Raw genomic sequence first — 15,939 nt, 5'->3', positions numbered from 1 at the left:
ACTACCCCCTTGCGGTCGGCGAGTCAACTGCCTTAAGGGCAGCACTGATCACGGCCTCGCGGGTGGCACCGCCAAATTCTGCGTCGGGGTCGAGGACGAGACGGTGTGCCCACACGCGCTGGGCCAGGCTCTGGATGTCGTCGGGAGTGACATAGTTGCGGCCCTGGGCCATGGCCCACACGCGGGCTGCGCGCATCATGCCAATTGCACCACGAGTGGACACACCAATACGGACGGTGGGATCCATACGGGTGACCTCGCACAGGCTCTGAACGTAGCTGGCAATAGCCGGATCAACATGGTTGCCCGCAGCCAGGTCGGCCATTTCGGCGACAGCCTGCGTGGAGACGACGGCCTTGAGGCGAGAAGAGCGGTCCGGGGCAGCAGAACCGAGGATGATGGACACCCCGGCATCATGGTCTGGGTAACCCAACTCAGTCTTCATAAGGAAGCGATCCAGCTGTGCTTCGGGCAGCTTGTAGGTGCCAGCCTGCTCGACTGGGTTTTGGGTGGCGATGACCATAAAGGGGCGGCCCGTTTCGTGGCGGACGCCGTCAACGGTCACGCGGGATTCTTCCATGACTTCCAGCAGTGCGGACTGGGTCTTAGGCGAGGCGCGATTAATTTCATCCGCAAGCACAATGGAGGCAAAGATCGGACCCTTGTGGAACTCCCAATTCCCCGTCTTCTGCTCGTAAATGGTCACGCCGGTGATGTCTGAGGGTAGCAGGTCGGGGGTGAACTGGATGCGCGAGTGCGTGCCCTGCACGGTGGCGGCGATCGCACGAGCCAAGGCGGTCTTCCCCGTTCCGGGAGCATCCTCAAGCAGCAGGTGCCCCTCAGCAAACATGCAGGTCAAGGCAAGGCGAACAACCTCTTCTTTACCCAGAACAGCCTGCGAGACGTTCTTCGTGATGCGGGTGAAGGAGTCAGCAAACCACTGTGCCTTTTCCACTGTCGTTGTCATAGAAGACCTTACTTTCTCTTTCTTGGAGGACAATTGCCGCGCGTTAGTGGATCCAGATATTCGGTTGGCCGTCAATAGAGTAGAGCTGGATGGAGAAATTCTCGTTGGGCCTCTGAGATTGATACTGGTTACCTGAGCAGTAGAAGTTGAAGCCTCCACGCCCAACAAATTCAATCGTCATCGGCTCGCTGGGAAAGCGAGGATCGGGAGCTAGCCCGAGGAAATTACCAGGATTATGGAACGAGTCACCCCAGTTGATCTGATCCTCGGAAGCAGCATTCCAGCAATAAATCTTGTACCGACCTTGCGGGAGATTATCTCCGGTGTAGGTAACCTGCCCATATGGCCAGCGCATGTTCAGGCTGAATGTTAAGTACCCATTATCAGGTGGATTACCGCCACCCGGAGGATTACCGCCACCCGGAGGATCACCGCCACCCGGAGGATCACCGCCACCCGGAGGATTCGGCGTGGGACCGGGCGGTTCTGGTTCTGGTTCTGGGTCTGGCGGGGGGTGGGGTGGGCGTCCGAAGTTGCCGACGCACAGTTTTGGACGGCATGGTTTACCGAGTCGTTCTGTGTGAACTCAATGCAGACGCGCACGGGTGTTGAGGGTTCAACAGGGAAGTTTTGCTCACCTTGTGCGGCAACTTCGCGGTTGACGTGACCACGCAAACGGTGGGTTCCTGAACGTCCGTTCTCCGATCCTCCATGCCACCTACAGTAAACGTGCTTGTCACCGCCTCGACAGGTGATCTCAGGCGCTTGAGGGGGGCCGTAAGGTATGGCGGCATTGGAAGTTACCGGTTCAGACGCCACTGATTGCCCATTCCTAAGGCCGACAGCGCGTAGCGACACCCTCTGAGGTGTTCCATTCGTCCATGCAGGCTCGCGGAGAACATCCTCTCTGAGAGGGAACCACTGGCTACCATTGCTCCATTCGTAACTAAGCTCATCCGGGTTCCAACCGGCAGCGCCGAGGCTTCGCTGCCAGCTCAGCCGCAATTCATTGCTTCTTCCCGTTGGGGTGAAGGACAAAATCTTGGGCGGAGCAGGACGTCCATACACCCAGATCGAGACTGATGCAGCCGTTGATGTCGATTCGTTAGGCTTGGATCGATTATTCGTCGCTGTCACCGTGAAGGTGACTTGCTGTGTTGGGAAGCTCGGCAATTCGATGGTGGTTGACGTTGTAGGGGCGTCCACAGTCTTGACAATATCGCCAGATCGCACGGTGTAGTACTCGACAGCGCGACCATTGTTGGACGAGGGGCGCCAGCTCACGGAAACTATCGGCTTGTCACTCGGCGCTGCCGCACCGAGGTTGGCGTAAGTAGCCTCCAATCCCTCGACAGGACTGGGACGCCCGTAGGGCCTCACCTTTACGCTGGCAGGCGAGGCGACAGAGGTTCCCTGCGCGTTGGTGGCGGTCACTGTAGCAACATACTCAATGCCGTTCGTCAATCCGTTGAACACCGCTGTTTGAGGGCCGTGTCCGGGGCTGACTTGAATAGTCTGGCTTCCATGAGGAGACAAAGTTACTTCGTAGGACTGAATGGGAGATCCTTCATTGCGTGGCGGAGACCATGTCACCGACACTTCGCGATCTCCTGCTTTCACGGACGGCTGGGCGAGAGCCTCAGGAACAACATCAAGTTTGATGCTGACATGAGCGGAAGGATCGGAAGGACCGACCTTATTGTGCGCAACAACAGAGAAGACATGTTCTTGTCCTGGGCGTCGATTCTGAAGAACGCAGGTAGTCACAACTCCACAATCAATGGTGTCACCCTGGTGATGATCGGTGACAACAAAGCGAGTAATCGGTAGGCCTCGTGTGTCTCCTGTCTCCCAGGTGAGGCGCACAGCGTTTGATGAAACTGCTTCGGCCTGGAGGTTCCTTGGGGCCTCAGGAACGCTTAGAACTGAAACAGAGATCGTGCCCGTTACCTCGCGAGAGGGATCCTTAGTAGCGTCGCCAACGCGGTAGGTGACAACAAACTTTCCGGCATACTTAGGAGCAGCTTGGATGGTAATACGCGTGCCGCTCGCCGTGGCAATGCCGCCTTCGCTCGCCTGCGGTTGTCCAATGAGGGTAAGAGGACCTTTCTCTGGCATGGGATTGACGGCGTAATCGACAATGTCGATCTCCTCACTTGCATCGCCTTCGAGGACAATATGTGCGGGCGAGATTTTAATCGGAGGCAGGCTCGTTGCCAACACTGTGATGGGGAACTGCCCACTTGCCGATGCTCCCTGACCGTCAGTGACAGTGACGGTCAAGGTTCCGATAGGGCCTTTTCGCTGTTCGATACCGGCGCTCAGGGTCAAGGTGCTACCTGAAAGCTGAGCATTGATTCCTACTGGAACATCCGCCAGGGCGTAGGTGAAAGTAGTGGGACTCTCGCCGTCTGGATCTGAAACTGTTGGTGCGAGGTCAAGCGTTATGGGGTCTTCACCTGCTCCGACATGCAAAAGACGGGGGCGAATTGTCGGCGGCCGGTTTTGTTTTCCAAGGACGCGAATTGGCAGGGTGATGAATGCGGTCGCCCCCTCAGAATCGTTGATATCAGTGCCGTCTGTGACTTCAAAAGAGATGGAGGTCATTCCAGCAAAGTCAGGTACCGAAGTGAAAGTCAAGGTGGTTGGTGACTTCACGAGACGCGCACCGTTGGCACCGATACCTGCACGGACTTTGTCTTCAGAGGTCAGACGTACGCTTCGTCCTTCTCGGGTTACCACATAGTTATTGATGGAGATATCAATGCTCTCTCCGGCGTTGACTTCCAGCGTCCGGGGACGGGTATCAAGGGTGGGACGTTCATAGGTGCGTCCAGGTACACGGACAATCGCCGAGGCCGTCATCTTATCGGGGTCGGTGATGCTGTAGATGAGAACCTGTTCCTTTTCGGTGACAGTCACCGTGACGGTTTTATCAGTGTTAACTCGAAGATTCTTGTCATTACTAGTCAGCTCAAGATCGTCGGTAAGTCCATCGGGATCCTCATCATTCATGAGGACTGAGATGGTGACGGTGCTGTCTTCAGTTGTCTGTACCTGTTCAATGGTGACAGCATCGTCTCGCGCGATAGGCGCAAGCAGCGGAGCATCGGGGGTAACCAAGAGAGTGAGTACCCCTTCTGCCTTCCCGCCCGCACCATCGGAAACTCCGTAGAGCACCGTATGGCGAGATTCTTGCTGCGGAGCTTTAAGGACAATTCTGCCAGAGTGAATGGTTGGGCTAATGAGGTTTGCTGTAGGGCTACTCAAGGAGCCGTCAACAAGGCGAACTGTATCACCGTCGGGGTCTGTGTCATTTCCTAAAACGTCAACAGCAACCTTCGCTCCCGGCCGTACTCGAACAAGGTCCGGCAGAGCAACAGGGTTTTGGTTCAGGGGAGAGCGTTGAACGATACCCACACGTATACGTCCTACTGCCGCCAAGCCAAGTCGGTCACGCACGCTGTAGCTAAAGGTGTCGGTCCCAATAGCCTCGGGGCTAGCGTCGTAGTGAATGGTCGTGCCCTCAAGGCGCGCTGTACCCAGCCGGGGCGAACTTGCAAGACCTTCAACTGTAACTGAATCACCTTCCTGGTCGATTCCGTCAAGGGGAATCTTGATGCTCGTCGTTGAACCGGCAAGGGCGCGCACGATGATGTCCCGAGGCTTGGGCGCAGTGTTATCTCCCTCGTCAGTGTCTCGAACGATAAGGTGAACAACCGAGGTGTGGAACTGACCAAAACTATCAACCACGGTGTAGTGAATGTCGGCTGCCCCCGGAGTGTTGCCGCCACGCACTCGCACAACATTATCGGAAAGAAAGACGGTAGCCATCTCGAGTGGCACACTGTGTTCGAGGACAGGCGCAACGCTCAGTTTGAGCCCGGCAGGGGATCTATCATTGTCGAGGACAGCAACGCTCCCAACGTCGCCGACTCTGACGACAAGGTTGTCGGGTGCAGCCTGAGGTCTTTCGGGAGCGTTGTCTGCAGGGCGTGGGATGACGGTGACCGTTGCGATCGCAGAGAAACTTCCATTAGACACCGTATAATCGAAGGTCTGGGGACTATCAAGACTGTGCGAGGCCGAGATTCGCACGACTTGGTGATTGAGCAGGGCGACAGACAGCGGTGATGTCTCTGGAAGATCAACTTTTTGAACTGCGAGGATACCGCCCGAAGGATCTGAGTCATTAGCAAGGAGATCGACAAGTACATAGCCGCCGACGGGAAGGACTCCGAAATCATCCTCAGCGGAAATATGCAGATCATCGGCCACGTCAACGACATCAACACGCACAATTCCTGAGGCTGTTGATGGGCCATCACTCACGATATAGGTGAGATAGTAGGAGCCAACGCGATCTCCACCGATTGTGAGAGTGCCTTCGCTACCGTCCCAGTCGAGGCTGATGCCGAGTGGCGGAGATGAGACTTGGACGATGCGCAGGGGGTTGCCATTGGCGTCCGTGTCATTGTCGAGCACTCGAGCAACCGCAGTCTCGCCCTGACGAACAACCAGGTGGTCAACGTTTGCGACAGGAGGAACATTACTTTCGCCACTGATATTGGCAGCAATCTCACCTTTACCAGTAGCACGCCCATCGGAGACAGAAAGTTCAACGACGGCTTTCCCAGGGCCGTGACCTGCCTCAGTCATATCGATAGTCCCGGTTTCACGTTGTCGAACACTAATGCCTTGAGGAGCCTTTGTGGATTCAAGGTAGAAGGGGTCCCCATCTGGGTCGTACCAATTCGCCAGCGCGTTGAAGGTGGCCGTACTCGCAGTGCCAAGGTCAACAGAAGGAATGACCATCTGGACGGGGGCATGGTTCTCACCATTCTCACGAACGAGAAGTTTGACGGTAGCACGGGCGATTCCACCACGTCCGTCATTAACTTCGTAGTCAAAACTAAGGCTTCCAGTGACGCCGTCCTTAAGTTTCACCTGAAGCGCTGCCCCATATCTGGCGACGGAAACGTCTGCCCCTTCAGGCTGCGTGACAGGTACCGCAGTGAGGAAATCTCCATCAGGATCGGAATCATTGAGGATTACCGGCAAGATGTTGGTACGTCCTGGGCGAACACCAAACTCATCATCCTCAGCGATGGGAATACTGTTCTCTTCGGTGCGTTCAGGAAGGATGGTCTCCTTCGTAGTGTCGACGGAGTCTTCCTCTGACTCTTCCTTTTCCTCAACTTGGGAGTGTACCTGGTCCCAATCTTGGATAAGGATCATGTTGTGATCAGGAAGCCACAGTGAACCGGACTTGATATCGTTCAGGACGATGACATCACGGTTCGTGCGGAAGCGTGCTTCATGGACGTTGCTGAGGGAATCAACGAGACCATGTGAGTCAGCTCCATCTTTGAGGCAGTCGCGGCTGAAGTTCCCAGAGCCGGTCCAGGCACCATAGGCGCAGCCTCGGTGAACAACGGGCCTGACAGGATTACCGGAAGATTCGTGTTTTTGAGAGAATGCGATCTCTCCACCTGCGAGGGGGACGCTCAGAAGCCGAGTCATGTCAGCGAGAATCACGCTGTCGGATTCTGGTCCGGGTTCTTGAAGCGCGTAAGTGGACGGCTCAAGAACACGCCGATCACCGTTAGGGAGATAAAGGGTGGAGTGTGCTCGATCGAAAACAACTGGCTTGGAGCCAACTGCCGTGAGCACGAGGTTTGCGTTCTCCCCAAGCTGAGGAAGTTCACGTACTACGGCGCTGCTCGCGTCACGTCCTGCTGGTACGGAGACGAGAATCTTCGATTGAGGAGAGGTTGCATGGACAGTGCCGTCAGTACCCACGAGAGTGACGGCACTGGGAACATTATCGATAACGGGAGCGACAGCATCGGGTGAGAACTCGCTAGCGGACGTGAGTGACTGGGTCCAAACACGTCCTGAACCCCTATCACTGAGAGCGATGGTGCGCCCTCCGGCATTGACGCTAAGGTCAGGGAAAGACACTGGATTGACAATGGAGGATGTCGCCACGTCGATAGGGGCGAATGTGTCGTTTTCGGTGTCAAGCAGATGAACGCTTTCACCGTTTTGGACGACATCAAACTCGCTGCTACTGGTGCGCATAGCCGAGTCGAGTGTGCGGGCGCGGTAGTTCAGGTGTCCGACGAGGTTGAGACTGCTGTTGGTCACCCATACACCACCATCGTGGAGGTTCACCTCGGCTGTGTGCTGTCCGGGATTAAGGAGGGCAGCAAAAACGATACTGGTAACGCCGACCATTGTCGTTAAGCTTGTCATTTTCTGGATGAGGCGTTTTTTCCTCATGGCACCAGCCTCCTTCCTCGAACTTTGACGATCAACTCACTGCCTCCAAAGCATTTTTAATATGTGCATACCCGAGAGCCAGCTTAGGCGGTTTTAGGAGACTACGAAAGACAAATGGCGCAGCAATTTCCCAACTGTTTATACACCCTCCCAATATGTGAAGCGCAGCTGTTTTGGGTGGGAGTTCCATCAAAGTGGCGAGAACGCGCCGATGATAGTGGGTTCGCAAGAGATCCCTAGAGAAGTGAGACGGAGTACTACAAGCGATCACTAAGTATTCTATTTTGTCTGAATGGTTGCCGACTTCACAACAAGCAATGGCAGTCTTCGCTACTTTTCAAGGCTTCTCTCAGCTACCTCAACGACGTTCGTCATTAGCAACGCTCGTGTCATTGGCCCGACACCGCCAGGATTTGGCGAAAGCCACGAGGCAACCTCGTCAACACCATCAGCAACATCACCCTGCAGGCGCACCTTCCCATCCTCGGTCACGACGCGACTGACGCCCACATCGAGAACGATCGCACCTGGCGCACACATATCGGGAGTGATCAGGCCCGCACTACCAGCCGCAGCGATAATGACATCAGCTTGACGCACCTTCGCGGCCAGATCTCGCGTGCCGGTGTGGCACAGGGTGACAGTGGCATTAACGCCCCGACGGGTCAGCAGCAAGCCAATTGAACGACCGACGGTGACGCCGCGGCCAACCACGCACACTTCCTTGCCATTGAGGTCAATGCCATGACGCTCCATCAGCTCAATGACTGCACGTGGGGTACAGGGCAAGGGAGTGTCGATCGGCCCAGAGCCTCGCAGGACCAGACGCCCCAGGTTCATGGGGTGCAGGCCGTCAGCATCCTTGGCTGGATCAATGCGCTCAAGGACGGCATTACTATCGATGCCCGCAGGGAGGGGCAGCTGAACGATGTAACCGGTGCACGCGGGGTCAGCATTGAGACGATCAATGGCAGCCTCAATATCGGCCTGCGTGGCATCTGCGGGCAGGTCGACCCGGATGGATTCGATGCCCACCTCGGCGCAGTCGCGGTGCTTGCCCGCCACATAGGCAACCGAACCGGGATCTTCCCCGACAAGGACTGTGCCCAGGCCTGGGACAATCCCCTGAGCGCGCAAGGATGCGGTACGTTCGCGCAATTCTTCCTTAATGGCAGCGGCGGTTGCCGTCCCATCGAGGACGCGCGCTGAGCCGTTCCAGGGAGCCCTCATTGCAGACCCGCGTATAGGGGGTGAGCGTCGGTGAGGGCCTTGACGCGAGCGCGCAGGCCGTCAATGTCAACGTTATTGCCCGAAGCGCCCTGAACCAGTGCGGTGCCGATAATGTCGGCGACCTCAGCAAAATCGGCCGCATCGAAGCCTCGCGAGGCCAAGGCCGGAGTGCCGATGCGCAGGCCCGAGGTCACTGCCGGCGGGCGGGGGTCGAAGGGAACAGCGTTGCGGTTGACGGTGATACCGACCTCGTGGAGGAGGTCTTCTGCCTGTTGGCCGTTGAGTTCGGAGTTCACCAGGTCAACGAGGACGAGGTGGACGTCCGTACCCCCGGTAACAAGCTTAATTCCGGCATTTTGGGCATCTTCGGCGCCGAGGCGCTCGGCGAGGAGCTGGGCTCCCTCAAGGGTGCGACGCTGACGGTTCTTGAATTCCTCGGTCTGGGCGACCTTCATGGCGATGGCCTTGGCAGCAATGGCGTGCATGAGGGGGCCACCCTGCTGGCCGGGGAAGACGGCAGAGTTGAGCTTCTTGCCCCACTGCTCGCCGCGAGCCGAGAGGATCATGCCCGATCGGGGACCGCCGAGGGTTTTGTGGACGGTGGTGGTGACAACATCGGCGTAGGGCAGAGGGTTGGGGTGCAGGCCTGCGGCGACGAGACCAGCGAAGTGGGCCATATCCACCCAGAGTGCGGCGCCGACCTCGTCAGCGATTTCACGGAAAGCAGCGAAGTCGAGGTGGCGAGGGTAGGCCGACCAGCCCGCGATAATGACCTTCGGACGTTCACGCAGGGCTGCTTCACGGACGGCTTCAGGTTCGATGCGCATGGTTTCGCGGTCCACCTCGTAGGCGACGGCGTTGTAGTTCTTGCCCGAGAAGTTGATGCGCATGCCGTGGGTGAGGTGGCCGCCATGGGCCAGGGAGAGGCCAAGGATGGTGTCACCGATATTGGCCATTGCCATGAGGGCGGCAGCATTGGCTTGGGCGCCGGCGTGGGGCTGGACGTTGACATAGTCGGCGCCGAAGACCTGCTTGGCGCGCTCAATGGCGAGGCTTTCGGCGACGTCGACGTGCTCGCAACCACCGTAGTAGCGGCGGCCAGGGTAGCCTTCGGCGTACTTATTCGTGAGCACTGACCCTTGAGCTTCGAGGACGGCGCGCGGGACAAAGTTCTCCGAGGCAATCATCTCGAGGGTGTCCCGCTGGCGGCCGAGCTCAGCGTCGAGGACGGCTTGAATTTCGGGATCGAGTTCCGCGAGGGTCATGTCGTTGAGGGCATCGCTCATGTGTGGCTCCTGATGTCATTATCTGCCGGTTTCCCGGTCGGGTTCGTGGCCCAGGCGGGCGGCCACAAACCCATTCCTTCGCTCCCCGGTGGTCACCCACCTATTCGCCAGTCACGACCTTCTAAGGGTAGCGCAGTCACCGGTCCTTTAGCATGAAAGTATTCACTTCTGAGATAGTACGTTTTTCCATACTCGCAGACGGAAGCATTTTTCTACCTAACGGTCGATTTTCAAATCGGCCCCTAATCCTCTTTTCGGCGTCTAAACTAAACAGCGAAGGAATATTCCTCGAAATAAAGTCTCTTTAAGCAGTTCTTGAAGGAGATCCGTGGCATTGAGTGAAGCCCCCATCGAGCGCTCACCGCAGGCCCTGCGTATAGCTCGCCTGTTCAAGCGCCCGCGGCTTCGCCGCACTCTCGTCGTCGCCCTCGACGGGATCATCATTACCCTCTGCCTGGTCTACACCACCCTTCCCGCTGAGCCGGCCTTCACCCCGATTCAGCACAGCAACCCCTTCACCTACCCCTTCGAACTCCTCGCCCAAGCCCTCGGCTCCGATGCCTTCCTGACGATCCTGCTGGGTACAGCCCTCTGGCTGACCGCCCTCGCTCTTGGCGGCATGTACGCCCGGCCGCGACCAGTAGCACTGTCGACAGCGCCCACGAAGGTCGCCACCACCGGCCTCACTGCCGTTGGCCTGTTCTCTCTCGCCCACTGGCTTCTACCCGAAATCGTTCCGATCTTCCCACCCCTTGGCGCCGGGCTCATCATCCCCGCTCTCCTCATCGAGCGCGAAGTGTGGGCAGGGGCCATGCAATACTCTCCCCGCTGCTTTGAACGCACCCTCCTCCTTGCGCCCAAGTCAGAATCCGCCCTGCTTCGTCAGCACATCGCCCGATACGCCCAGCACCTTGGCCTCGATATTGTCGGCACCATGTCCTGGGATGACTGGCTCCCGCGCCCACTGACCAACCTCACCGCCAGCTTCGACGAGATCACCCAGGCCATGGATGACTGCGAGGCAGAATCCTTAACAGTCTCCTCAACCTCGCTGACCAATCTCGCTGACCTGCAAAATCTTCGCTGGCTTCTTGAACAAACCGGACGCCATCTCAATATCCTCGCTGAGCCCTCCTCCCTCTCCTCTCAGACCATGATCACGCGCTCAGCTCCTGGACTCATGCTTCTAGAGACGAACGCCAATACCGACTCCCCTCTGGAATCAGTATTGCGCCGCGCCTTTGATATCGTCGCCTCCTCGGTGCTGATCGTCCTCCTCCTTCCTCTGTGGTTCATCCTCATCGTGTGGATCCGAGTCTCCGACCGCGGCCCGGCATTCTTCTTGCAAACCCGCGTCGGCAAGTACGGACGCCCCTTCAAGATGATGAAGTTCCGCACGATGGTGACCAACGCAGAAGCCCTGCTCCCCCAGCTCCAAAAGCAAATCTCCATCCCCGAGGGCGCAGTGGAGGGTGGCGACAGTGATGACCCTGATACCGGAGTCCTCTTTAAACTCGAAGAGGACCCGCGAATCACCCGCGTGGGGCGCTTCCTGCGGCGCACAAGCCTGGACGAACTGCCTCAGCTCTTCAACGTATGGATGGGGCATATGAGCCTGGTTGGTCCTCGCCCTCCCCTCTTTAGCGAGGTTGAACGCTACTCCCCCAAGGTGATGCGAAAGTTTACCGTCCGTCCTGGCATTACGGGGCTGTGGCAGGTTTCGGGGCGTTCCGACCTTTCCTGGAGGGAATCAGTTCGCCTTGACCTTCACTACATTGAGCACCGTTCCCTCCGCATGGATCTATGGATCCTCGCAAAGACCGTCAAAGTCGTCTTCGATCGGGATGGCGCCTACTAGGAAGCTCTCAGCCAAGCGAGCATCGCGCTCGCGCTACTGAGAGTTCGCGCTACTGAGCGTTCGTGTCGGAGGGTTTCTTCGGGTAGACCGCATACTCGTCCCAGGGGCCCAGAGCTTCGACCTTGGCGATCAAGGAGCGGGATTTACGCGAGAATCTCAATGCGTCAATGGTGTAACGCCGGAGGACTCGTCTCGGTTCGTGAAGAATCCTCCACGCCCATCCGAGGCGCAGTTTGTGCACCCATCGAGGGAAGTAGTGCTCCGAACGAGCGAGCTGATCGATCCAACCACCGACCGTACAGACCATTGCCTGCGGGCAGGCTGCGTGGAGTTCAGCAGCAACCTCTTCCTGGAGCCCTGCCCCCAATCCCACGAGGATCAGACGGGGCGCAAAATCAATGATCTCCTGCGGATGAGCGCGAATCTCACGCAGCTGACCATAGCCGTCGAATGAGCGAATGTCGTGAGGCCCCATCCGCTTGCTGGCCTGTTGAGCCACGCCGGGGGCAGCGCCGACGACGACAATCCGCGATCCTTCTGGCAAGAGATCATGCAACACATGTGGGAGCACAAGATCAGCCGACGTGCGGTGCACGTGGTGGCCCGCTCGATAGAGGGCAAGTTGGAGGAATGTTCCGTCGAAACCAACCCGGTCCATAGCGCTCAACGCCGCCCAGTTGGCGTGCATCAGCGACCAATGATTCAACCACGATGTGGTACCCCCGCCGGCACTGACGATTTCTTGAGCAAAATGCCGGTGCATCTGCTCTTCCTCATCCAAATGCCGGGGAGGTGGTCCCTCATGAGGAGGGGGGAAAGTCATTGGCGAACCTCAGCGATGGTTTCAAACAACATGTCTCCATCATCGGGGATAGCACGGTGAATCTCAACTGCGATGCGATTCATCCCTTGACGCAAAACCGGCGCGTCCACTCCCGGAAGCGCCGATGGGACTTCGACGACAAGGGGTTTGCCTTGGGCGTCTGCAGAGGACCTTCCGGTAATCGCTGGGGTCATCAGGGTGAGGTCTCCTTCAGGCAGCCCCTGACGCGCGACCTCAACGCCATTCACTCGCACGACAACCGCATCATCAGCCTGAACATTCAGCACCAGGCGGGTGTTGTCAGTGATCTCCCCCAAGGTAATGTCGCGCACTGCGAGCAAGTGAACGGGCACGGGGTGTGCCGCCGGGTCAAGCTCAGTGGCAATGGCCTTCGATCCCCACCCCAGAGGCGCCTTAGCGGTCTGCCACGGGGACAGATCAGCGTCGGTTTCCCACCCCTCTACAGGGGCTGCGGGAGAGAAAAGGTAGCGCCACGTCGATTGAGGTTCAATGAGGCGAATATTCTGGCCATCGCAGTCCGCAACAACCAATTCCTCAGCCGCAGCGTCGTCACCCTCTAGCTCTTCCATGTCTTCCGCAGGGGTCAACATGGCAGCGCGCGGTGTCAGCGGCTCACTCATAAGGCGAGCTTGGAAGGTCAGGGTGCGGCTCGAACGGTAGTTGAGGTGGGTCTCAACGCTGAGGACATTCTTTCCTTCGCGAATCTCCTCAGGTGTCAAACGAACCTCAGTCGGATCATTGAGTGCCGCAGTAGCGCCGATTGATCGGTTGGCGCGCGTATTGTGGTCGATACGCCCCTCAGAGAGTCGCTCGCGCGATACTTCCTTACCGTTGAGATAGACCGCTGCTCCATCATCAGCAACGTAGGTCAACACCAGTGCCGAAATGGTCGTGGGGTCATCCACGGTGAACTCGTGTCGGAAGTAGGTGGTGATGGGACGTTGAGCACCCTGACCGGAGTTGAGTGTTGTTCCCAGTCCAGGTGAGCCATAGCCCAGCGGAGCCTTGCCTCGACCCCAAGTGGAGTCATCGAAGTCAACCTCACGCCACTGAGCGTCAGGGGCTTGGGGAAGGTTGTAGTACTTCCACTCGCTCGCTTCCTCAATGAGGATCTCCGGCTTGGGCAGCTCCGGGGTCTCCTCATTGACCTGTGGAGCCGTGTACACCGCGCTTGAGGCACTGATATTACCGGCCTCATCAACAGCGCGGACGAAGTAGCGGTCATCGCCGCCACGAGGGATCACCAGGGTGGTGTTCGTCGTAGACGCGATGGGACGGTCATCGCGGAGGATCTGGTAGCGGGCCGCACCTTGCGAGCGCCCCCACTGGAGGGTGACAGTGTCTTTGTCGTAGGAGCTCGCCCACAGTGGTTGCGGGGTATTCGGAGGAGTGGTGTCACCTGCGGGGTAGCGGACGAAGCCCCCATTCCACTGGTGACGGTCCATCGAGGTGTGGGAACCGGTGAAGTCTCCACCGACCCACAAGGCTCCGTCGTCGGCAACGTACAGGCTCCACGCACCAGCATTCTTGCTGGCTAGACGGAAGGGCACCCAGGGGATCTGGGAACCGTCAGTGGCGCTCCAGGCTCCAACACCTTGCACCTTGTACGCCTGGGTCCACCCGGGGCCGAGGCCCGGCCACGTGACGGCGTCCTCGTAGGACCAGCCGAAACAGTGGCAGCCACCGTAGATGACTTGACCGTCGGTAGCGAAGGCTTGGAAGTCGCCACCCGAATGGCTCGTGATCGACGAGGACACACGCTGCATCGTTTCGGGGAGGAAGCCATAGATGCTGTGCTGGGATCCACCGAAGAAGACAAGTGTGCCGGTGTGGGCCACCGCCTGTTGGAAGTCATTGTGTCCGTAGCTTCCTCTGAAGGCAAAGGGAATAATCTCAGCCCCAGCCTTGTCGGAGACGACCGCCGCTTTATTGACTTCATAGCGGTTGGCCGAGCGAGAGAAGAAACCTGCGGCGTAAACACGTCCCTCGGCGCTGGAAGCGTCAATGTCCATGACGCCGCCATTGAATTCCGGGTTCCAGGAGCGGTCGGGCCGACCGTTGAGATCAACTCGTCCGGCAGCACGCGCATACACGTTCTTCACTCCCCTACCGTTGAGGTGGGTGAAGGTGCCACCAAAGTAAATGTGGTCGCCTGAGCGGACGATTGAGCGAACGGAGACAACGCCGCGACGTAGGCGGTTATCGATCTGCAGGTCCCAGGTGGAAATGGGGTTACCCGTTCGGCTGTCGAGGAGGACGGTTCCCGAGTGGCGTTGACCATTGACCGTGGTGAAGTCACCGCCAACTAGAAGATTCCCGTCAGGCATGGCGACCAGGGCCTTGACCTGATCATTGAAAGTGGCTCCAAAGTCGGAGATCCACTCGCCCGTCGTGGCGTTGAAGGCAGCCAAGGCAGTGCGCGATTGGAAGGCACCGTTGCGACCGGCTTGAACGCCGGTGAAGTTACCGCCGACGTACATGGTGTTGCCAATCTTCACAAAGGCCTGAACGGGAGAGTTCCCCTCTCGGGTCTTTCCGTTGAGGTTGCCAACGACACCCCAGCGTGTGGGGGTTGCCATGTCAGAAGCAACGAAGGGGCGGACAACAGCGGGCGTGCCTTCGTCAGGGATGCGGGTAAAACCAGAGTCGGAAGAGATGATACGCGGGCGGACGTAGACCTCTGAGTAGGGCAGAACATGAGAGTTGCTCTGCCACCAGTAGTTGGAGGGCGAAGTGGAGCCGCCGTGGACCTGAGGGCCAAAGGCGTATCCCACCCGGTAGGAGCGATTGGATCCCTGGCTCATGTCGAGGTTGCGGTAGCCCGAGTCCAGGCCGAAGCGCTTTTGGAAGCTACCCCCGAAATACCATTGACCGCCATCGAAGCGGTAGGAGAGGGTCTCTGCCGAACCGAAGGCCCACTGCCAGCGGAGCATGTGGCCAGGTCGAATGTCGATCGCCTGGAAACTTCTCCCATGAGGACTCGTAGCGCGCAGGACGCGGAAGCCTTCGTCAAGGGAGTTCACGGGGGTCCGGTTAATGAGGCCATCGATCACTTCACCGGGCATTTGAACGGTATCGAAGGCACCTGGGCCACGATCACGGCTGGTCAGTGCCGACTGATTGCCCTTCCCCTGGGGGTAGAGGTCCCACCCTTCACGGCCACGACCAACAAGGGCCCAGCCGCCCCCGTCCATGCGCTGGTCGCAAAAGACCTGCATGGGCTCAGGCATTGAGGGGGTCACGATCCAATAAGTGCCGCTATCGGCGGCGGGGTTCTGCTGTTTGATTTCCCAGCATGAGGCTGCGGCGGTATCGGCGGTTTTACCGTCACGAGTACCGATGGCAGTACCGGCAGGGCTCAGCATGACGAGCGTCGAGAAGGCTAGAGCAGCAACGGCTGCAACCCCCGCAAAAGACCGAAGTTTCACCTACGATCCCCCCTGTTCACACGATCTCACTAATGAAAGAC

At 58.2% G+C, this 15,939-nt stretch carries 7 protein-coding genes and 1 riboswitch; of the genes, 1 reads left to right on the top strand and 6 read right to left on the bottom strand.

From position 1 onward, the window contains the following. Position 1: 1 nt before the first annotated feature. The 4 genes from HWX48_RS03925 to glyA form a co-directional block, all read right to left on the bottom strand. Entirely contained in the window at positions 2-967 is a 966-nt protein-coding gene (locus tag HWX48_RS03925) for a MoxR family ATPase (RefSeq protein ID WP_175954819.1), read from the bottom strand. A 369-nt stretch (positions 968-1,336) separates the two neighbouring features. Beyond that, positions 1,337-7,252, bottom strand: a complete 5,916-nt coding sequence (locus HWX48_RS03915; RefSeq protein ID WP_175954814.1) for an Ig-like domain-containing protein — start codon at positions 7,250-7,252, stop codon at positions 1,337-1,339. A gap of 330 nt (positions 7,253-7,582) precedes the next feature. Continuing rightward, positions 7,583-8,482 (bottom strand): bifunctional methylenetetrahydrofolate dehydrogenase/methenyltetrahydrofolate cyclohydrolase, encoded by a 900-nt coding sequence (locus tag HWX48_RS03910; RefSeq protein ID WP_175954812.1) that lies wholly within the window; start codon positions 8,480-8,482, stop codon positions 7,583-7,585. Further along, positions 8,479-9,768: a serine hydroxymethyltransferase gene (gene glyA, locus HWX48_RS03905; protein ID WP_303048061.1), complete on the bottom strand. Its 1,290-nt coding sequence runs from the start codon at positions 9,766-9,768 to the stop codon at positions 8,479-8,481. Before glyA ends, HWX48_RS03910 begins: the two co-directional genes overlap by 4 nt. A 41-nt stretch (positions 9,769-9,809) precedes the next feature. After that, positions 9,810-9,893: riboswitch (ZMP/ZTP riboswitch) on the bottom strand. Between the two features lie 203 nt (positions 9,894-10,096). On the opposite strand from glyA, the gene HWX48_RS03900 reads away from it, so the two are divergent. After that, positions 10,097-11,626, top strand: coding sequence for a sugar transferase (locus tag HWX48_RS03900; RefSeq protein ID WP_175954810.1), 1,530 nt, complete (start codon positions 10,097-10,099; stop codon positions 11,624-11,626). A gap of 49 nt (positions 11,627-11,675) precedes the next feature. Here the strand turns inward: HWX48_RS03900 and HWX48_RS03895 are convergent, their stop codons facing one another. Together HWX48_RS03895 and HWX48_RS03890 are read right to left on the bottom strand one after the other, a co-directional pair. Then, positions 11,676-12,449 carry a WecB/TagA/CpsF family glycosyltransferase gene (locus HWX48_RS03895; protein WP_175954808.1) on the bottom strand — a complete coding sequence of 258 codons (774 nt, stop codon included), beginning with the start codon at positions 12,447-12,449 and terminating at the stop codon, positions 11,676-11,678. Then, a complete protein-coding gene (locus tag HWX48_RS03890; protein WP_175954806.1) occupies positions 12,446-15,898 on the bottom strand; it encodes a fibrinogen-like YCDxxxxGGGW domain-containing protein in 3,453 nt (1,150 codons plus the stop codon). Before HWX48_RS03890 ends, HWX48_RS03895 begins: the two co-directional genes overlap by 4 nt. Between the last annotated feature and the right edge of the window lie 41 nt (positions 15,899-15,939).

Source organism: Schaalia sp. Marseille-Q2122 (assembly GCF_903645355.1).
Taxonomy (GTDB): domain Bacteria; phylum Actinomycetota; class Actinomycetes; order Actinomycetales; family Actinomycetaceae; genus Pauljensenia.
The sequence above is the reverse complement of the archived record's forward strand: the minus strand, read 5'-3'. Positions and strand labels throughout refer to the sequence as shown.